The organism is Amycolatopsis tucumanensis, assembly GCF_021654135.1.
Lineage (GTDB): Bacteria > Actinomycetota > Actinomycetes > Mycobacteriales > Pseudonocardiaceae > Amycolatopsis_E > Amycolatopsis_E tucumanensis.
This window is the reverse complement of record NZ_JAKGSD010000044.1, coordinates 1-20,601: the sequence shown is the minus strand read 5'-3', so window position 1 is coordinate 20,601 and position 20,601 is coordinate 1. Positions and strand designations below refer to the sequence as shown.

General features: G+C 71.8%; 14 protein-coding genes. All 14 read left to right on the top strand.

The window, feature by feature from the left end; all coding sequences use genetic code 11:
* The first annotated feature begins 138 nt into the window (after nt 1–138).
* The 14 genes from L2C96_RS32395 to L2C96_RS32330 are packed head-to-tail and all read left to right on the top strand — an operon-like array spanning nt 139 to nt 20,481.
* The gene (locus L2C96_RS32395) at nt 139–2,229 is read left to right on the top strand and encodes a hydantoinase/oxoprolinase family protein (RefSeq protein WP_237338905.1); all 2,091 of its coding nucleotides are present in this window, start codon (nt 139–141) and stop codon (nt 2,227–2,229) included.
* On the top strand, nt 2,226–4,247 hold the full coding sequence (locus L2C96_RS32390; RefSeq protein WP_237338904.1) for a hydantoinase B/oxoprolinase family protein: 2,022 nt from the start codon (nt 2,226–2,228) through the stop codon (nt 4,245–4,247). The genes L2C96_RS32395 and L2C96_RS32390 overlap by 4 nt, the downstream gene beginning before the upstream one ends.
* Nucleotides 4,244–5,866: a class I adenylate-forming enzyme family protein gene (locus L2C96_RS32385; RefSeq protein ID WP_237338903.1), complete on the top strand. Its 1,623-nt coding sequence runs from the start codon at nt 4,244–4,246 to the stop codon at nt 5,864–5,866. Before L2C96_RS32390 ends, L2C96_RS32385 begins: the two co-directional genes overlap by 4 nt.
* Complete coding sequence (locus tag L2C96_RS32380) at nt 5,863–6,822, top strand: cyclase family protein (RefSeq protein ID WP_237338902.1); 960 nt, start codon at nt 5,863–5,865, stop codon at nt 6,820–6,822. The genes L2C96_RS32385 and L2C96_RS32380 overlap by 4 nt, the downstream gene beginning before the upstream one ends.
* A gap of 26 nt (nt 6,823–6,848) precedes the next feature.
* Nucleotides 6,849–8,021, top strand: coding sequence for a thiolase family protein (locus tag L2C96_RS32375; protein ID WP_237338901.1), 1,173 nt, complete (start codon nt 6,849–6,851; stop codon nt 8,019–8,021).
* 6 nt (nt 8,022–8,027) lie between these two features.
* Nucleotides 8,028–8,429, top strand: coding sequence for a Zn-ribbon domain-containing OB-fold protein (locus tag L2C96_RS32370; protein ID WP_051362554.1), 402 nt, complete (start codon nt 8,028–8,030; stop codon nt 8,427–8,429).
* Nucleotides 8,426–9,352 (top strand): TIGR03620 family F420-dependent LLM class oxidoreductase, encoded by a 927-nt coding sequence (locus L2C96_RS32365; protein WP_027929377.1) that lies wholly within the window; start codon nt 8,426–8,428, stop codon nt 9,350–9,352. Before L2C96_RS32370 ends, L2C96_RS32365 begins: the two co-directional genes overlap by 4 nt.
* A complete protein-coding gene (locus tag L2C96_RS32360; protein WP_237338900.1) occupies nt 9,349–12,840 on the top strand; it encodes an indolepyruvate ferredoxin oxidoreductase family protein in 3,492 nt (1,163 codons plus the stop codon). The genes L2C96_RS32365 and L2C96_RS32360 overlap by 4 nt, the downstream gene beginning before the upstream one ends.
* Nucleotides 12,837–14,216, top strand: a complete 1,380-nt coding sequence (locus L2C96_RS32355; protein ID WP_237338899.1) for an FAD-binding oxidoreductase — start codon at nt 12,837–12,839, stop codon at nt 14,214–14,216. The genes L2C96_RS32360 and L2C96_RS32355 overlap by 4 nt, the downstream gene beginning before the upstream one ends.
* The gene (locus L2C96_RS32350; RefSeq protein ID WP_237338898.1) at nt 14,198–15,217 is read left to right on the top strand and encodes an alcohol dehydrogenase catalytic domain-containing protein; all 1,020 of its coding nucleotides are present in this window, start codon (nt 14,198–14,200) and stop codon (nt 15,215–15,217) included. Before L2C96_RS32355 ends, L2C96_RS32350 begins: the two co-directional genes overlap by 19 nt.
* Nucleotides 15,214–16,455 carry a CoA transferase gene (locus tag L2C96_RS32345; RefSeq protein WP_237338897.1) on the top strand — a complete coding sequence of 414 codons (1,242 nt, stop codon included), beginning with the start codon at nt 15,214–15,216 and terminating at the stop codon, nt 16,453–16,455. Before L2C96_RS32350 ends, L2C96_RS32345 begins: the two co-directional genes overlap by 4 nt.
* Nucleotides 16,452–17,930 carry an aldehyde dehydrogenase gene (locus tag L2C96_RS32340; protein WP_237338896.1) on the top strand — a complete coding sequence of 493 codons (1,479 nt, stop codon included), beginning with the start codon at nt 16,452–16,454 and terminating at the stop codon, nt 17,928–17,930. The genes L2C96_RS32345 and L2C96_RS32340 overlap by 4 nt, the downstream gene beginning before the upstream one ends.
* Nucleotides 17,931–17,974: 44 nt before the next feature.
* A complete protein-coding gene (locus L2C96_RS32335) occupies nt 17,975–19,600 on the top strand; it encodes an outer membrane protein assembly factor BamB family protein (RefSeq protein ID WP_237338895.1) in 1,626 nt (541 codons plus the stop codon).
* A complete protein-coding gene (locus L2C96_RS32330; RefSeq protein WP_237338894.1) occupies nt 19,597–20,481 on the top strand; it encodes a TIGR03621 family F420-dependent LLM class oxidoreductase in 885 nt (294 codons plus the stop codon). The genes L2C96_RS32335 and L2C96_RS32330 overlap by 4 nt, the downstream gene beginning before the upstream one ends.
* Nucleotides 20,482–20,601: the final 120 nt, after the last annotated feature.

The following is a 20,601-nucleotide window of genomic DNA, read 5'->3' as shown; positions in this document are numbered from 1 at the left end:
GCCGCGGCCACCCGCCCTTTGCCGGGCCCACAGGCCCAAAACAGACAACAACCTGTCGCTTGACTCAACATGCTGTCGTCTCTAATGTGAGTCGCAGGCAGTGCGCTGATTCCTCCCGCGCGCAGCCCAGGAAGGACAATGACGTTGCGTTCCTCAGTCACGTTCCAGATCGGCTGTGACATCGGTGGCACGTTCACCGACGTCGTCGCGATCGACTCAAGTGGACGGTCCTACGCGGACAAGTCCGACACCACCCACGGTGACCTCACCATCGGCCTCCTCGCGGCACTGGAAAACCTCGCCACCCAGGTGGGTGTGCCCCTGACCGGGCTGCTCGCGTCCACGACGCGCTTCGTCAACGGCACGACCGTGGTCACCAACGCGGTCGCCGAGCTCCGCGGCGCCACGGTGGGTCTCGTCACCACGCAGGGCTTCGGGGACAACCTGCTCATCGCGCGTTCCGCCCGCAACGCACACCGGGATCACCACAAGCAGCTGAACATCCCGCAGATCGTCGCCCGCGAGCACGTCGCCGAAGTGGCGGAGCGGGTGGACCGCAAGGGCCGGATCATCGTGCCGTTGACCGAGGCGGAGGCGAGGAAAGCCGTCGGCACGCTGGTGGCCGCCGGCGTCGACTCGATCGCTGTCTCGCTGCTGTGGGGTTTCGCGAACCCGGCACACGAGGAACTGCTCGCCTCGATCGTCGAGGCCGAGCACCCCGGGATCTTTTTGAGCGTCTCGTCCCGATTGCACCCGGTCATCCGCGAGTACGAGCGGACGATGACGACGGTCCTCAACTCGTTCACCGGCATCCGGGTCGCGGAATACACGGCACGGATCGAGCGGGAGCTCGCCGCGCGCGGGCTGCGCGTGCCGGTGGCGTTCATGCAGGGTTTCGGGGGGACGGTGACCGCGGCGGAGGCCCGGCAGCGGCCGATCACGCTGATCGACTCGGGGCCCGCCGGCGGCGTGATCGGGGCGCGGGAACTGGCGCGCCGGCTCGGCATCCGCGACATCGTGACCGCGGACATGGGCGGCACCTCCTTCGACGTCTCCGTGCTGCGGGACGCGACCCCTCAGGTCACGCAGCGGGTCACGCTGGGCGAACGCTTCCTGACCGCACTGTCCAAGATCGACGTGTTGCCGATCGGCACCGGCGGCGGCAGCATCGCGTGGCTCGACGCGCGTGGGGTGCCGCAGGTGGGCCCGCGCAGCGCCGGCGCCGAACCAGGTCCGATCTGCTACGGCAAGGGGGGCACCGAGCCGACGGTGACCGATGCCTCCGCCGTGCTCGGGCTCCTCGATCCGCCGTCCTTCCTGGACGGCAGGCGAGCCCTCGACATCGACAGCGCGCGGGAGGCACTCGGCCGGGAAATCGGCAAACCGCTCGGGATCGGCGCCGTGCAGGCCGCCGTGGCCGTGCACCGGATGGTGGTCGCGGACATGGGCAACGCCGTGCGCGGGGTGACAGTGGAACGTGGCCACGATCCCCGCGAGTTCGCCATGGTCGCCTTCGGGGGCGCACTGGGTCTCTTCGCAGCCGACATCGCCCGGTCGGTCGGCATCCGGCAGGTCGTGATCCCGGCCGACGCCGCCGTCTTCTCCGCCCGTGGCCTGCTCTCCAGCGACGACGTTCGCACGAGGGCCCGGTCGGCCATGTGGCAGGGCGGCGATGTGAGCGCGGTGGTCACCGCCCTGCGCGAACTCGACGCGGAACTCGTCGCGGCGCTGCGTGCCGCGGGCTACCCGGACGATCGGATCGAGGTCCGGTGGGAGGGGGAGTTCAAGTTCGCCGGGCAGCAGTGGGAACTGCGGATCCCGATCCCGCGTCGCGACGACCTGGGCGAAGCGGATCTGGCGGAGATCCAGTCGGGCTTTCCCGCGCAGTACGAAAAGGAATACGGCAGCGGAACCGCGTGGGTGGGCAGCCCGGTGGTGCTGATGGCGGTGCGGGTCACGGCCACCGGACGCGTCGACTCCGTCGACATCGCCCAGCAGGAGCCGGAAACCGGTGCGGTGATCAGGCCGCTCACGCGCCGCCGGGTCCACCTTCCCGACAGCGGGGAGGCCGAGGTCGACGTCCACGGCGCGCTGCCGCCGGGTGCTGTCGTCGCCGGTCCGGCGCTGCTCGAGCACCCGCTGACCACGATCGGTCTCCCCGCGGGCTGGGAGCTGCGGGTCGACGGCTGGGGCAACTACCTGCTCACCGACAAGGAGGTCGCGGCATGACCGCGGGAAACGACATCCGGCTGGATCCGGTCGACGTCGACATCCTCGCCAAGGCGCTGGACAACGTCGCCGCCGAGATGGGCACCGTGATGATGCGCGCCTCGGGCAGCCCAGCCATCGCCGAGGCGGTGGACTTCTCGACCTTCATCGCCGACGCCGAGGGCGACATCATCAGCTACGCCGGGTACATCACCATGTACCTCGGGGCCGCGCGGCAGGCCGTGCGGCACATCCTCGCCACCTACCCGCGCTCGGAGATCCGCGCGGGCGACATGTTCCTGTGCAACGACCCCTTCACCACCGGCAACGCGCATGCGGTGGACGTCGGTGTGGTGCGGCCGATCTTCATCGGCGGCGAGCTGATGGCGTGGTGCTGGGCCGAGGCCCACGTGAACGATTTCGGGGGGTTCGCACCGGGCGGGATGAACCCGATCGCCACCGAGGCCTACGGCGAGGCGCTGCGGCTGCCCGGCGTCAAGATCGTCGACCAGGGACGCCCCGTCGAAGACGTGTGGCGGATCATCGAGACCAACATCCGCGTCCCGGAACTGGTCCTCAACGACATCCGCTGCTTCATCGCCGCCTGCCACCGCTGCGACGAGCGGCTCCAGGCGCTCATCGGGCGGTACGGCACGGGCGCGTTCCGCACCTACGTCGAGGCGGCGAAGGACCTCGCCGAGCAGGCCGTCCGCCGCCGGATCGCGGACCTGCCCGACGGGACCTACACCGCGGAGGAGTTCGCCGAACACAACGGGCACACCGACGAGTTGTATCCGGTGCGGTGCACGCTGACGGTCACCGGCGACGCACTGCGGTTCGACCTGACGGACTCCGCGCCGCAGACCGACGGTTTCATCAACGTCAGTGCCGCGACGACGCTCGGAGCGGTGGTGTCCCCGCTGCTGATCACGTTGCTGCCGGACCTGCCCATCAACCAGGGCACGCTGCGCCCCATCGAGGTCGTCACGAAACCCGGCACCATCTGCGACGCGCGGATGCCGGCGCCGATGGGGGCCGGGCACATCGAGACGGGCTTCCGGATCGGCAAACTGGTCACCAGGCTGCTCGCCGATCTGCAGGCCGGCAGCGACAACGCCTTCGTCCGCGAGCACGTGATGGCGCCGTGGCAGGACTCGTGGAGCGCCAGCTTCTTCTACGCCCCGGACGAGGACGGCCGGCTGGTCCCCTTCCCGGACATGAACGGCGGCGGCAGCGGAGCCGGAGCGCAGGCCGTCGCCGACGGCATGGACGTCAGCGGCGTCCTCGCGCAGCCGCAGAACAGCATCCCCGACATCGAGATCAACGAGCTCGTCTACCCGGTGCTGTACCTGTGGCGGCGGCTCAACCCGAATTCCGGCGGACCCGGCCGCACACGAGGTGGAGCGGGGATCGATCTGGCGTTCACACCCTGGTACACGCCGGGCGGTCAGGAGCACGTGATGGCGGCGTGCTGGCAGGTGCCGCCGTCCGGCGTCTTCGGCGGGTATCCGGGTTCGACGAGCGGCTCGGCCCTGGTGAGCGGGGCTCGCGCGGACGAGGCGCTCGCGCAGGGCCGCATCCCGCGGGCGATCGGTGACCTGGCCGCACCGGCGACACCGTTGCAGGGCAAGCAGTTCGGTCTGACCGTGGGCGCGGGCGACGTGGTCGTCCTGCGGGTCGGTGGGGGTGGCGGGCACGGCGACCCGATCGAGCGAGACCCCGCCCGGGTGGCGGCCGACGTCCGGTCCGGCGTGGTGACCGTCGAGGCGGCCCGAGTCTCCTACGGAGTCGTGCTAGACGACACCGGCCGCCCCGATCCCGCCGCCACCAGCGCCGAGCGCGAGCGGATCCGCCGCGAACGGCGAAGCTGGGCCCGCGAGGACGGACTCGCCGTGCGCCGGAGCGCCGCTCACGAACGGCTGGCCGAGCGCGGGCAGTGGTGCCAGGCCCGCCCGGGAGTCCAGCTCGTCGAGTACGCCGACCCCGGCACTGGGGCGCTGGTGCGCGCCGACGTCGTCGTGCGGACCGGTGATCGATGACCCGCATCGACGAGACGAGGACGGACATGAGCACGCTGACCGAACAGAACCGCACGCGCCCCGGCACGTTCCCGGAAGCGCTCGCGGCGCTGGCGCACCGCTACGGGGACGAGGAAGCCGTGGTGGCGCCGGAGGGACGGATCACCTTCGCCGACCTCGCCCGGCGCTGCGACGACCTTGCCGGGGCCTTCGCCGCCGCCGGGCTGCGCCCGGGAGACCGGGTCGGGATCCTGCTGCCCAACGGCCTTCGCTGGCTGGTGACCATGCTCGGTGCCCAGCGCGCCGGCCTGGTCGCGGTGCCGATCAACACCTGGTACCGCTCCGCGGAGCTGGCGCACCTGATGAGCACCGCCGGGCTCCGGCTGGTCGTGACCGACGAGCAGGTCTTCGGCAAGAACATGCCGGCCGAGCTCGCCGCCGCGGGGCACGGGGAGCTGTTCACCGGCGGCCGGCACACCCGTGGGTACCTCGGGGCGCTGCTCTGGCCCGCGCCGGAGCCGTTCCCGCCGGGTGTGGTCCCGGGACCGGCGCCCGCCGGCGCCGTCACCCCGGACGACCTCGCGATGATCCTCTACACCAGCGGGAGCACGGCCCTGCCCAAGCCGGTGCCGCTGGAGCACGGGAAGCTGCTGCGCAACGGCCGCGCCATGGGGGAGCGGATGCACGTGCGGCCCGGCGACCGGATCTGGTTCGCCATGCCGCTGTTCTTCGGTTATGGCGCCTGCAACGCGCTTCCGGTGGCTCTCAGCCACGGTGCCACACTATGCGTCCAGGAGAAGGTCGAGGGTGACGCGGCGCTGGAATTCATCGAACGGGAGCGCTGCACGGTCAGCTACGGGCTGGCCACGGCGGTGCGTGCGCTGCTTGCCGCGCCGAGCTTCGGCACCAGGGACATCTCCTCGCTGCGCACTGGGCCCGTGGGGTTCAACGCCGAGGACAAGCGGCTCGCGATCGAGGGCCTCGGCATCACCGAAGCCTGCAGCGCGTACGGGCTGACCGAGTCCTACGGCTTCGTCACCATGACCGACGCGCACGACCCGCTGGAGATCAAGCTGCACACCCAGGGCACCGTGCTGGACACCCAGCGGATCCGCATCGTGGACAGCACGGGCGCCGAGTGCCCGCCCGGCGTGACCGGCGAGATCGAGGTGCGCGGATGCGTCATCGACTCCTATCTCGGCTCGGTGGAGATCAACGCCGGCACGCGTTCGGCGGACGGCTGGTTCCGCACCGGCGACCTGGGGGCGATCGGCGAGGACGGCCGGCTCGCGTTCGGCGGCCGGTGGAAGGAAATGCTCAAGATCAAGGGCATCAACGTCGCGCCGCTGGAGATCGAAGCGATCGTCACCGGGCACGACCACGTCGACCAGGCGTACGTGATCGGACTGTCCACTCCGGACGGGGATCAGGAGATGGCCTGCGTCGTCGTGCCGGACGCCGGGTGGTCGGCAGGTGAGGACGAGCTCGTGCGACGACTGGACGCCCACATCCGCGGCTGTGCGGCCAGCTACAAGGTGCCCTCCCGGTTCGTGGTGATGGACTCGCGTTCGGTGCCGCAGACCGACACGGGCAAGGTCAGCAAGGTCAAGCTCCGCGAGATGCTGGAGGCCGCCCGATGACCCGGGTGCGCCGGACACCGCGCTTCGCCGATCTGCCCACGCTCGCGGGGCGCGACGAGCGGCATGCCTGGGACGTGTGGGGGCGCGCGGACGAGCTCGGCACGCTCAACCTCATCGGCGGCGAGCAGCGGAGGGCAGCCGCCGACGCCGTCCGCACCGGGGAGATGATCTCGCTGACGCTCCCGCTGAACGAACCCGATCCCGGCCTGTTCGACGACCGGGGCCTCTACCGGCACGTCATCGAGGACACCGCCGCCGGGCACGATGACAAGCTCGACGGCTTCTACCTGCAGGGCTCCTCCCAGTGGGACGGTCTGCGGCACATCAACGCCGGGCGGCACGGCTACTGGGGCGGCCGGTCCGAGGACGACCTCGCGACAACTGACGTGCTGGGGGTCGACCGGTGGGCGGCGCACGGATTCGGCGGCCGGGGTGTCCTCGTCGACGTCGCCGGTCACCTGGACGCGCGCGGCACGCCGCTGGCCCCGGATCAGCCGGTCGAGATCACCGCGGCGATGCTCGACGAGGTCGCCACGGCCCAGGGCACCGAGTTCCGCTCCGGCGACATCCTGGTGGTCCGCACCGGGTGGACGGAGTGGTACCGGGCGCTTCCTGCCGAGCACCGTGCCCGGTTGCGCGGCACGATCGGCTCCGGCTTCGCCTGTCCCGGCCTGGAGTCCTCGAAGGACATGGCGGCCTACCTGTGGGACAGGGAGTTCGCCGCCGTCGCCGTGGACAACGTCGGGGTCGAGGTGTTCCCGGTCAACCCCGACAAGGGGTTCCTGCACCGGCGGCTGATCGCGCTGCAGGGCATGCCGCTGGGCGAGTTGTGGCACCTGCCTCGCCTCGCGCGGGTGTGCGCGGAGCGCGGGCACTACGACTTCCTGCTGATCTCCGGCGTTCTGCCGCTGCCCCGCGGGGTCGGCAGCCCGGCCAACGCCCACGCGATCGTCTGAGCCATTTCGTCCAGAAAGGACACATCATGCCCCTCGGGCCCTTGCGCCAGGTGGCCATCGTCGGAGTCGGGGTCACGGAACTGTCGCGCACCTCGGAGCGCAGCGGTCTCGATCTCGCCGCCGAGGCCCTCCGGCTCGCGCTCGACGACGCCGGTCTCGGCCGGGACGACGTCGACGGCCTGTTCACCAACGTCGGCTACCCGCTGGCCGTCGACTACGACCGGATGGCCGAGGCGTTCGGCCTGCGGATTCGCGCCGCTGTGCAGACCTGGACCCACGGCCGGTTCGTCGGACCCGCGTTGCAGGCCGCCGTGCAGGCGGTGGCGCTCGGCACGGCGGAGGTCGCCGCCTGCACGGCCGGGGTGGCGTTCTCCGGGCTCGGTGTCGTGGGCGGTGCCGACGACCTGGAAGGGTTGCGCCAGGGCGGCGGCTCCCATGGGGAACTGCCGCACTACGGGATGACGGCGCCGGGCGCGGGCGCGGCGATGGCGCTGCGCCGGTACTGCGCCCGGTACGGCAAGGACCCCGAGCTGATCTCGGCCGTGCCGATGGCGTTCCGCCGCCACGCGCGCCTGAACCCGAACGCGCAGATGACCAAGCCGCTCGAGCCCGAGGATTACGCCGCCGAGCCGTACGTGGTGGAACCGTTGCGGCGGCCGGATTTCGCGCTGCTCAGCGATGGCGGCGGCTGTCTGCTGGTGACCACCCTCGAACACGCGCGGGACCTGCGTCAGCCCGCGGTCGTCGTCAGCGGGATGCAGGGGTTGCACGCCGGCCGTGACGAGTTCATCTTCGCGCCGCCCGGGCTGGGGGTCTTCTCCCAGGGTGACACCCGCCGCGCCGAGGCCAACCCGGTGTACCGGATGGCCGGGCTCACCGGGCCGGGCGACGTCGACTCGCTCCAGCTCTACGACGCCTTCTCGCCCAACGTCGTGTTCGTGCTGGAACGCTTCGGCTTCACCGGCGAAGGTGAAGCGCTCGACTGGCTGCAGGACGGCCGGATCGAGCTGGGTGGCGACCTGCCGACCAACACCGCGGGCGGGTTGCTCTCCGAGGCCCACCTCTGCGGGTGGGGGCACCTGATCGAAGCCACCCGCCAGCTCCGCGGACAGGCCGGGCCGCGGCAGGTGCCTGGCTGCGAGGTCGTCCAGTGGGCGACCCCGTTCGGCGACTCGCTCATCTTCTGCAAGGACCGGTGACCCTCGATGACCGCTGCACGACCACTGCCCATCCGCTACCCCGAGGACGTCGAGCACCTCGACGGTGCGGCCCGGGGCGAACTGCGCATCCCGGAATGCCGCTCCTGCGGGCACCGGTTCTGGCCGCCAGGGCCCGTCTGCCCCCGCGATTTCAGCACCGACGTCGGCTGGGTGACCGACCCCGGGACCGGCCGCGTGCACACGTGGGTCCGGTTCCACAAGAGGTATTTCGCCGGTGACGAGGTGCCCTACGTCGTGGTGCAGATCCGCCTGGACAGCGGGCCGAACCTGACCACGACCTGGACGGGCGCGGCCGATCCGGTGATCGGTGAGCCGGTCGTGGTGTCGTTCCGGGAGGTCGGGGACTCGGTGTTCCTGCCGGAGTTCGGACCCGGGGGTCCGGCGTGAGCTCCGGCCGCGACCTGGCGAACCGGATCGGGCCGGCCGGGGTGTGGCTGTCGGTACTCGGCGAGGTTCCCGCGGCGCTGGGCACCTCCGCCGCCGCGGCCATCGAGGCTCTCGGCTACGGCGCCTTGTGGGTCGGGGAATCACCGGCGCACAAGGAGGTCTTCACCCACACCGCGCTCCTGCTCGGCGCCACCGCGCGGATCACGGTCGCCACCGGCATCGCCACCATCTGGGCTCGGGACGCGATCGCCGCCGCTGCGGCCGCGTACACCCTCGGCGAGGCCTTTCCGGGGCGTTTCGTGCTGGGCCTGGGCGCCAGTCACGCCGAGGCCGGGCGCGGGCGGGGACACGACCGGCCTCGCACGGCGCTGCGGGAGTACCTGGACACGCTGGACGCCGCCCCCTACCGGGGACCGCGACCGGACCTGCCAGTGCCCCGCGTCCTGGCGGCGCTGCGGCCGCGTATGCAGGAGCTGGCCCGTGACCGGGCGGAGGGCATGCACTCGTTCTTCGTCCCGCCCTCGCACACGGCGACGGCGCGGGAGCGCCTCGGACCGGGGCCGCTGCTCGCGCCCGAGCAGGCGGTGGTCGTCGACCGTGACGCCGGGCGTGCCCGCACCATCGCACGAGCACACGTGGCCACCCGGCTCGCCTTGCGCAACTACGTGAACCACCTGCGTGCTCTCGGCTTCACCGACGACGATCTCGACGGCGGGGGCAGCGACCGGCTGGTCGACGCCCTGATCGCCTGGGGCGGCGCGGACACCGTCGCGGCACGGGTCCGCGAGCATCTCGACGCCGGCGCCGATCACGTCGCGATCCACCCCCTGACCGCACCGGGCGAGGGCCTCGCGCCCGTTCTCGGCCAGCTCCGGGACCTCGCGCCCGCATTGTCCCTGCCGCACGGAGGAACCACGCCATGACCGACCCCGCCGCCCGCCGTCTCCAGGACCGCTACCTGGTGACCGACGGGCTCCTCCACCTGACCGGCGTGCAGGCGCTGGCCCGGCTGCCGGTCGACGCGCGCCGCGCCGACCGCCGGGCGGGGATGCGGACCAGGGCTTTCGTGTCCGGTTACGAAGGATCGCCACTCGGTGGCTACGACCTCGAACTGGGCAGGCAGCACGAGCTGCTGGCCGAGCACGGTGTCGTGTTCCGCCCGGGGGTCAACGAGGAGCTGGCCGCGACGGCGGTGCAGGGTGCACAGCTCGCCGCGGCCTCACCGCACCGCCGGGTCGACGGTGTGACGGGTTACTGGTACGGCAAGTCCCCGGGCCTCGACCGTGCCTCAGATGCCCTCCGGCACAACAACCTCATGGGTACCCACCCGGCAGGCGGCGCGCTCGCGCTGGTCGGCGACGACCCGGCGGCGAAGTCCTCGACCGTTCCCGGCAGCTCCGAGCTGCTGCTCGCCGACCTCGGCATGCCGACGCTGTACCCGGCCGACCCGCAGGACGTGCTCGATCTGGGGCTGCACGCCGTCGCGCTGTCCCGCGTGTGCGGTCTGTGGGTCGGGCTCAAGATCGCCACGAACGTCGCGGACGGAGCCGGACCGGTCCGGGTACATCCCGAGCGGATCAGCCCGGTGGCACCGGATCCGGTCGTGGACGGGCGTCCGTTCACGCACGAGATGACCGCCAGGATGCTCCAGCCGGATCTCGGCCGGCTCGAACGCACCCGGGACGGCGCCCGGCTCGAACTCGCCCGCCGTTACGCAGCTGCCAACGGTCTCGACACGATCGTCGGTCGCGACGCCAGGATCGGGATCGTCGCTCCGGGCAAGACCTTCCACGACGTGCGGCAGGCGCTGGGCATCCTCGGACTCGACGACGCCGAGCTGACCCGCCGCGGCGTGCGGCTGCTGCACCTGGCGATGGTGCACCCACTGGAGCCCACGGTCGTCGAGCGGTTCACCCCGGGACTGCGCGAGATCATCGTGGTGGAGGAGAAGCGGTCCTTCATCGAAGCCGCCCTGAGGGATCTGCTCTACGGCCGGGCGGACGCGCCGGCGATCAGCGGCAAGCGCGGACCGGACGGCGCCGCCCTCATCCCGGCAGCCGGTGAACTGGATCCCGACACCATCGCCGGGGCACTGGCGGTGCGGCTCCGGGCGCACGGCGACTTTCCCTCGATCGAGGCGTGGCGGCCCCCGCGGCGGACCATCTCCCTGCCGCTGGCCACCCGCACGCCGTACTTCTGCTCGGGTTGCCCGCACAACACCTCCACGAAGGCGCCGGACGGGTCGCTGGTCGGCGCCGGCATCGGCTGCCACAGCCTGGTGCTGATGACCGGCCCGCAGCAGAGCGGGGAGATCACGGGCCTGACGCAGATGGGCGGCGAGGGCGCGCAGTGGGTGGGCATGAGCCCGTTCGTCGACCGGGACCACCTGTTGCAGAACCTGGGCGACGGCACGTTCCACCACTCCGGAAGCCTGGCCATCCGCGCCGCGGTCGCCGCCGGCGTCAACATCACCTACAAGCTGTTGTACAACTCGGCGGTCGCGATGACCGGCGGCCAGCAGCCGGCGGGCGTGCTCACGATCCCGCAGATCACGTGGGCGATGCAGGCCGAAGGCGTGCGGCGGATCATCGTCACGACCGAGGATCCCCGTCGCTACCGGCGCGTCCGCCTCGCGCGAGGTGTCCAGGTGTGGCACCGCGACCGGCTCACCGAGGCGCAGGAGACGCTCGCCCGCGTCGACGGCGTCACCTTGCTGATCCACGACCAGGAATGCGCGACCGAACTGCGCCGCAAGCGCAAACGCGGCCTCGCCCCGGAACCCGCTGCACGTGTGGTCATCAACGAGCGGGTGTGCGAGGGCTGCGGTGACTGCGGTGCGAAGTCGAACTGCCTGTCCGTCCAGCCCGTGCCCACCGAGTTCGGCCGCAAGACCCGCATCGACCAGTCCTCGTGCAACAAGGACTTCTCCTGCCTCGCCGGGGACTGCCCGTCGTTCCTCACCGTGGTCCCGGGCGCGGACGGGGCGCGGCGGCCGGTCGCGGATCCGATCCCGGCCGAGCTGCCCGAGCCCGCACGGGCCGTCCCGGCTGACCGGTTCACCGTGCGGATCACCGGCGTCGGCGGCTCGGGAGTGGTGACCCTGTCGCAGATCCTCGGCACGGCCGCGGCCATCGCGGGCCTGCCCGTCCGCTCGCTGGACCAGACCGGGCTCGCGCAAAAGGGCGGCGCGGTGGTTTCGGACGTCAAGATCGGCGACGCCGGCGCCAACAAGGCGGCCGCGGGGGAGTGCGACCTGTACCTCGGCGCGGACGTGCTCGTGGCCGCAGACCCGCGGTACCTGGCGGTCGCCGATCCGGATCGCACCATCGCCGTGGTCTCGACGGCGCGCGTGCCGACAGGCGCCATGGTCACCGACACGAGTGTCGCCTTCCCCGGCGAGGACGCGCTGCTCGACCGCATCCGGGAGGCGACCGACGCCACGACGATGACCGCGCTCGACGCGCGGGAAGCCTCCGAGGTGCTGTTCGGCCAGGACCAGTTCGCCAACCTCCTGCTCACCGGGGTGGCTTATCAGCTGGGTGGCCTGCCGATCCCTGCCGCCGCGATCGAGGAAGCGATCACCCTGGGCGGCACCAAGGTGCAGGCCAACATCCAGGCTTTCCGCCGTGGACGGCAGTTCGTGGTGCGCCACGCGGAATTCGAGGCGACGGTGCGCGCTCTGCGCGGCGAACCCGAACCAGCGCCCGTCCTCGAGACGAGTGCGAAGGTGCTGCTGGACTCGGTCTGCACCGACGAAAACGGTGAACTCGCCCGGCTGCTGCGCATCCGGGTGCCGGACCTGATCGCCTACCAGAACACCCGCTACGCCCGCCGTTACGTCGAGCACGTCGAGCGCGTGCGCCGGGCGGAAGCCGCGGCCGTACCGGGCGCCACCGCGTTGACCGAGGCCGTCGCGCGCAACTTGTACAAGCTCATGGCCTACAAGGACGAGTACGAGGTCGCGCGGCTGTCGCTCGACCCCGCGAACGAACGCGCCATCCGCGCCCGCTTCGGCGAGGACGCGCGCATCTCCTACCGCCTGCACCCACCAGTCCTGCGGGCGCTGGGGATGCGCCGCAAGCTGGAGCTGGGGCCGTGGTTCCGCCCGGTCTTCCGCGGTTTGATGGCTGCCCGGAGGCTGCGCGGGACGAAGCTCGATCCCTTCGGCCACACCGCGATGCGCAGGCTGGAGCGCGAACTGATCGCCGAGTACGAGCGGGTCACCGCGCACCTCGCCCAGTTCGTCCAGCCGGACACCCACGCCCTCGCGGTCGACACGGCCGAGTTGCCCGACCTCGTCCGCGGCTACGAGCACGTCAAGCTCGCCACCGTCGAGCAGTACCGGGCCGAGCTCGCGGAGCGGATGGCCAAGTTCCGCGAGGCGAGCGGCCAGGGCGGTGCTGCGTCGTGAGCGTGGTGGAGGAGTTGCGGCGGACGCTGCCCGCCGGGCGGCTGCTGGAGGACCCGGCCGGGTACCTCCACGACGAGGCAGTGTGGGCCCCGCACGGCAAGCCGATCGCCGTCGTGCGTCCGCATACGGCAGAAGAGGTCCAGCAGGTGGTGCGCGCGTGTGTGCGGCATCAGGTCCCCGTCGTGCCGCGCGGCGCGGGCACCGGTCTGTCGGGCGGCGCGAACGCCGTCGACGGCGGAATCGTGCTGTCCACGGAGAAAATGACCGCGATCCGGGAGATCGACGTCGCCGAGCGGCTCGCGGTCGTCGAACCCGGGGTGGTCAACGACCACCTGCGGGCGGCCTGTGCGGAGCGCGGTCTGTGGTACCCGCCGGACCCGGCGAGCGCGCCGTGGTCGACCATCGGCGGCAACGTGGCCACCAACGCGGGTGGGCTGTGCTGCGTCAAGTACGGGGTGACCCGCGACTACGTGCTGGGTTTGCAGGTGGTGACGGGCACCGGGGAACTGGTTCGCCTCGGCCGTCGCACCGCCAAGGGGGTCGCCGGCTACGACCTGACCGGGCTGGTGGTGGGCTCCGAGGGCACCCTCGGTGTGGTCACCGAGGTCACCGTACGGCTGCGTCCCGCGCGCCGGCCCGAGCGCACGGTCGCCGGCTTTTTCGCTTCGCTCGCCGACGCGGGCCGCGCTGTCGCCGCGGTGAGCGCGGCCGGGCTCGTCCCGTCGGCACTGGAACTGATCGACCGGCACACCCTCGCGGCCGTGGACGCCTGGAAGAACATGGGCCTGTCGGCCGAGGCCGACGCCGTGCTGCTCGGCCGCACCGACGCGCCGGGCGCGGCGGGTGAGGCGGAGGCCGAGACGATGCTGGCCTGCTTCACCGGCGCCGGAGCCACCTGGGCCGCGGTCTCGTCCGATGTGGACGAAGCCGAAGCCCTGTTCACCGCGCGACGGCTGGCCTACCCTGCGCTCGAACGCCTCGGGCGGGTGCTGACCGAGGACGTGTGCGTGCCGCGCGCCGCGGTCCCGATCATGCTCGAGAAGATCGAGCACATCGGACGCCGTCACGACGTGCACATCGCCAACGTCGCACACGCCGGTGACGGCAACCTGCATCCGCTGCTGATCGTCCGCGTGGGCGATGCGGACGCGGAGGCCCGCGCGGAGGATGCGTTCGAGGCGATCCTCGACGAGGCGATCGCCCTGGGGGGCACCGTGACCGGCGAGCACGGCGTGGGGTTGCTCAAACGCGACGGGCTCCGGCGGGAATTGGCGGCACCGGTGCTGGCCCTGCACCACGCGGTGAAACAGGCGCTCGACCCGCACGGAATCCTCAACCCGGGCAAGGTGATCGAAACGTGCGCGCCGCAGTGCTGACCCGCCCGGGGGCCGTGGAAGTCACCGACATCGGCCAACCGCGACCGGCCGACGACGAAGTCCTCGTCGAGGTCGCCGCCTGCGGGGTGTGCGGGCACGACCAGGCCGACCGCGCCGGGTTGCTGAAGATCCCGTTGCCGGCCGTGCTCGGGCACGAGATCGCCGGCACGGTCGTGGCGGCCGGGTCGGCGGTCACCCGCTTCGCCCTCGGCGATCTCGTTGCTGCGAAGCAGTTCCGCACCTGTGGACGCTGCGGCCCGTGCACGGGCGGTGACGAGCTGCGGTGCGCGCAGCGGTCGTTCACCTACGGCGGGTTCGCGGAGTACGCCGTGCTCCGCGAATCCTCGCTGCTGCCGATCCCACCCGGCGTGCACCCCGCCGAGGCCGCGATCGTCGCGTGTGCCGTCGGAACCGGTCTGCAAGCACTGCGCCGCATCGCGCGGGTCCGGGCCGGGGAGACCGTGCTGGTCACCGGAGCGGGCGGTGGCCTGGGTCTGCACGCGGTGCAGGTCGCGCACGCTCTCGGCGCCCGGGTGGTCGCCCTCACCGGCAACGCCCGCGCGGCAGGGCGGCTGCTCGACCTGGGCGCGGAACACGTCGTGGCCATGGGAGATTCGGCCTGGCAGGAGGTGTGCGACGCCACGGGCGGACACGGCGCCGACGTCGTGCTGGACAACGCCGGGCACCCGGCGGTCTTCCGGCAGGCGTTTCGCGCACTGGCCCACGCGGGACGGTACGTGCTGACCGGTCAGGTCGCCGGTGAGCCGCTGCGGGTCCACCCGGCCTTCGTTTTCGCGAAGGAGGCCGTGATCACCGGATCGGGCTCCACATCGATGTCCACCTTCGCCGATGCCATGGACATGCTGGCCGACGGCCGGGTGCGGGCCGTCGTCACGGCGTACGCGCTCGACGACGCCGCCCGTGCCTTCACCGACCTCGACGAGCGCCGGGTGACCGGCCGCCCCGTCCTCGTGCCCGGCCGTAACAGAGGAGAACGATGACCACGACCAGACCACTGGCTGGGCTGCACGTCGTCGAGTGCGCCAGCTTCGTCGCGGGTCCGACGGGCGGCCTGACCCTCGCCCAGCTCGGCGCCGACGTCATCCGCGTCGACCCGATCGGTGGCGGAAGTGACCACCTCCGCTGGCCGGTGGCGCCCGGCGGGGAGAGCTACTACTGGGCTTCGCTCAACAAGGGCAAGCGCTCGGTCACGGTCGACATGCGCAGCCGGGAAGGTCAAGAGCTGGTCCTGGCGTTGGCCACCGCATCCGGAACCGGACGTGGCATCCTGATCGACAACGTCGTGGGCAGGCCTTGGCTGGCCCACGAGCGGCTGGCCGCGCGACGGCCCGATCTGATCCACGTGCGCGTGCAGGGCCACCCCGACGGCAGGCCCGCGGTCGACTACACCGTCAACGCCGAAGCCGGTGTTCCGTCGATCACCGGCGGCGAGGACCACGCCGGCCCGGTCAACCACGTGCTCCCCGCCTGGGACCTGATCGCCGGCCTCAGCGTCGCCACCGGGGTTCTCGCCGCCCTGCAGCAGCGCGCCCGCACCGGCGAGGGCGCGTTCGTCGAGCTGGCCCTGTCCGATGTCGCGCTCGCGGGGGTGGCGAACCTCGGCTGGCTGTCCGAGGCCGCCGACCGGGGAGGGGAGCGCCCGCGGCACGGCAACCATGTGTACGGCAGCTTCGGCGTCGACTTCGCCTGCCGGGGCGGCTCGCGCGTGATGGTCGTGGCGCTCACCGAGGGCCAATGGCGTGCCCTGCAGAGTGCGACCGGAACCGTCGAGGTCTTCCAGGCACTCGAGAAGGCGCTGCGCGCGGACCTGTGTGACGAGACCGAACGCTACCGGCTGCGCGAGACGATCGCGGCGGTCCTCCGGCCCTGGTTCGCCGCGCGCGATCTCGACGAGGTCGGCAAGGAGCTGGACGCCGCGCGGGTGCTGTGGGGCCGGTACCGCGGCATGGCCGATCTCGTCGCCGATCACCGCGCAGGGGCACACCGGGTGCTCGCCGATCTGACCCTGCCGCGTGGAGGCTCCGCCGTCACCGCCCGTTCACCCTTGCGGTTCGACGGCGACCACGGGCCCGCGGGCGAGTGCGCGGAGCTCGGCCGGGACACCGAGGCCGTCCTGGCCGAGGTCCTCGGCCTGACCGCCGCCGAGATCGGCGGCCTGCACGACCGGGGGGTCATCGGGCCCCCGGCGGATCCGAACACCGAAAGGAAGGCACGATGAGCGTCACGGCGGAATCGACCACCGACTTGAACCGGACCCGGTTCTACATCGACGGCCAGTGGGTGGCCCCGAGGGGAACCGAGACCCAGGTCGCGCTGGAGGCGGCCACCGAACGTCCACTCGGCGTCGCCGCCCTCGGCACGGAGACCGACATCGACGCCGCTGTCCGGGCCGCTCGCCGTGCCTTCGACGAAGGCCCGTGGGGCCGCGCCACGGCCGCCGAACGCGCCACGGTCATGCGCCGGTTCGCCGACGCATTGGCCGCCCGTGCCGGGGACACCGCGGTGCTGGTCAGCCGCGAGAACGGGATGCCGATCGCCTTGTCGAACGCGTTCAACGGCGATGCTCCGGCCGGTCTCCTGCGCATGTACGCCGATCTGGCCGAGACCCTGCCACTGGAGGAGGTGCGGCCGAGCCCGTCCGGGTCCACTGTGGTCCGTCGCCAGCCGGTGGGTGTGGTCGGAGCGATCACGCCGTGGAACTACCCGCAGGTCCTCGCGATGATGAAGATCGCCCCCGCACTCGCCGCGGGCTGCACCGTCGTGCTCAAGCCCTCGCCGGAGACCGCGCTCGACGGGTACGTGCTCGGGGATGCCGCCGCTGAGGCCGGGCTACCGCCGGGCGTGCTCAACATCGTCGTGGCGGGCCGAGAGGCCGGCGCCGCCCTCGTGTCGCACCCGCTGGTGGACAAGATCGCGTTCACCGGATCCACCGCGGCCGGGCGGGTCATCGGCGCCGAGTGCGGGCGGCTGATCCGCCGCTGCACCCTGGAACTGGGCGGCAAGTCCGCGGCGATCGTGCTCGACGACGCGGACCTGGACACCTTCGTCGCCGGACTGGACAACGCCTGCTTCCAGAACAACGGCCAGACCTGCACGGTCCAGTCCCGGATCCTCGCTCCCCGCTCGCGCTACGACGAGGTGGTGGAGGCCGTCGCGCGGTACGCGGGGAACGTGACCGTCGGCGATCCGCTCGACCCGGACGTCGCCTGTGGCCCCCTGGTCAGCAAGGCACAGCTCGACCGCGTCCTCGGCTACATCGACCTCGGCCTCCGGTCGGATGCCCGGCTCGTGGCCGGCGGCGGACGTCCCCCCGGACTGTCCCGCGGCTGGTTCGTCCAGCCCACGGTCTTCGCCGATGTGGACAACCGCGAGCGGATAGCGCAGGAGGAGATCTTCGGTCCGGTCGTCACCGTCACGCCCTACGACGGCGACGACGAGGCAGTCCGCCTCGCCAACGACAGCGAGTACGGGCTCGGCGGTTCGGTGTGGACCTCGGACGAGGAACGCGGACTCGCCGTCGCGCGGCGCGTCCGGACCGGAACGATCGGCGTGAACTACTACCTGCAGGACCTCGGCGCGCCCTTCGGCGGCATGAAGAGCAGCGGCATCGGCCGTGAACTCGGACCCGAGGCGCTCGGCAACTACCTGGAGTTCCAGTCCGTCTACGCCAGCGCCGACCAGCTCGACCGCTGAAACCGCCGGGTCTCCGGGGTCCCCGCGGCCCCGGAGACCCGCCGATGCCGGAGGAGAAGATCTTGTTCACCCATCGACGTGTGATCACCGCGGCGCTCGTCGCCGCGCTCGTCCCGACGGTTTCCTGCGCGACCGCCGACAGCACCTCGGGCTACCGCCTGGAACGCATTGTCACCGGTACCGCCCTGCACACCATCAACGGGCTGGCCCTCGCGCCGGACGGCAGTGTCCTCACCGCCAACCTCGCCGGGGAGACCATCTCCGCGCTCGACCCGGCCACCGGGCAGATCAACAGTCTCGTGCCCCAGCGGAACGGCCGCTCCGATGATCTCGTCGTCGCTCCGTCGGGGGAGATCTTCTGGACCGACCCGCTGGCCGGCGCGGTGAAGGGCCGTGGCCGCGACGGGCGGATCCGGACCGTCGCGGACAACCTTCCCGGCGTCAACTCGATCGCCTTCGACCGGTCCCGGCAGCACCTGTACGCCGGGCAGACCTTCTTCGCCGACGGGCTCTGGGAGATCGACCCGCGGGCCGGCGTCGCGCCGCGGCTCGTCGCCCGCGATCTCGGATCCCTCAACGCGTTCGCGTTCGGCCCGGACGGAATGATCTACGGCCCGCTCGGCAAGCGCGGACAGGTGGCCCGCATCGACCCGCGGACCGGGGTGGCCAGTACCGTCGCTGCCGGATTCCGCCAGCCGGTGTCGGTCCGCTTCGATTCCCGCGACCGCCTCTACGCGCTCGACGGAGCGACCGGGCAGCTCATCCGCATCGACCCCGCCGCCGGGGCGAAGGACATCGTCGCCACCCTGCCCGCCGGTGCCGACAACATGGTCATCGGCCCGGGGGACCACGCCTACGTCAGCAACATGGCCGACAGCGCCGTGACCGAAGTCGACCTCGGCACCGGGGCGCGCACGACCCTGACGTCGAGCCCGCTCGCCTTTCCCCAGGACATCGCCTTCGACGGGAACACCCTCTACGTGGCCGACAGCACGGCGCTGCGCACCGTGGATCCGGGCACCGGGGTGGTCACCGAACTCGCCCGCCGGTTGTCCTCGGAACTGGAATTTCCCTCCGGCATCAGTGTCACCGCCCAGCACATCGTGCTCACCTCGGAACTGATCGGCACCGTGCAGGTCCTCGACCGCGCGACCGGAGAACCGGCCGGCGAGGTGCACGGGCTCGACAACCCTTCCGACGCCGTCGAACTCGCCGACGGCAGTCTCGTGGTGTCCGAACCCGCGAACGGCCGGGTTCTGCGCGTCGTCGATGGACGACCGCGTGTCCTGGCGGAAAATCTGGGTGCCCCGGCTGGTCTTGCCCTCACTCCGCGTGGCGTCGTCCTGGCGGCCGAAGCCACCGGCGGACGCCTGCTTCAGATCGATCCCACGTCTGGCGAGGTCACCGAGATCGCACGGGGACTCGGCGCGCCCCGGGCGGTCGCCGTCGCGCCCGACGGATCCTCAGTGGTTCTCGACGCCGGTGGCCGTCGCGTGGTTTCGGTGAACAGCCGCGGGGAGCAGCAGGTGCTGGCCGACGGTCTCGCGGTCGGTCACCTGACCCAGCCCTACGCCCGGTCCGGGGGAGTGGCGGTCGGTGCGGACGGGACCGTTTTCGTCGCCGCCGACCGGGAGAACTCCATCTACACGATCCGGCGGGCGGGCCGGTGACCGGGCGCGGCTTCCGGTTCGGCGTCAACCTGCTCACGCCGTCGTCGCGGACCGCATGGCAAGCCCGGTGCAGGGAAGCGGAGGACCTCGGGTACGACGTCATCGCCGTACCCGATCACCTCGGCCTCCCCGCCCCGTTCCCGGCACTCGTATCGGCAGCCGAGATCACAACCCGACCACGGCTGGCCGTCTTCGTCCTGAACGCCGGCTTCTACAACCCCGCACTCCTCGCGCGTGACCTCGCCGGAACCGACCAACTCGTCGACGGCCGCCTCGAAGTCGCGCTGGGAGCGGGCTACGTCAAGGCCGAGTTCGACGCCGCCGGCCTGCCCTGGGCCGGCGCGCGCCACCGTGTCGACTACCTGGAACGCACAGTGCGGGAGGTGCGCAGCCTGCTCACTGATCCGCGGCATCAACCGCGGCCGGTCCAGGATCCGATGCCGCCGCTGACCATCGCGGGCAACGGCAACCGGGTGCTGCGCCTGGCCGCCCAGCACGCCGACATCGTCGCCTTCAGCGGCGCCACCTCGGGGACGAACCCCGGTAGCCTCCGTTTTCTCGGGCCGGACGCACTGGCTCAGCGGGTCGCACACGTTCGCGACGCCGCGCCGGACCGCTTCGCCGCCATCGAGCTCAACCTCCTCATCCACGCCCTCGCGCCCGACGGTGACCGTCGCCGCGCGGCCGCCGGGGCGCGCCGATTCGAAGACCACCTGCCGGACCGGGACTTGTCGGAGGTGCCGACCATCCTTTCCGGACCGCCCGGGGAAATGGCCGACACCCTTGAGCGCCACCGCGAGAGGTACGGCTTCACCTACTTCACAGTGCCGGAACCAGCCATGCGTGAGTTCGCCCGTGCCATCGCGAAAGTGAGGAGTTGACCATGGCTCGTCTGGCGCAGACCGCCGGTCTTACCGACGTGCAGTCGGAGATCCTGTCCACGGTTCGCTCGTTCGTGGACAAGGAGATCATCCCGCACGCCCAGGAGCTGGAGCACGCGG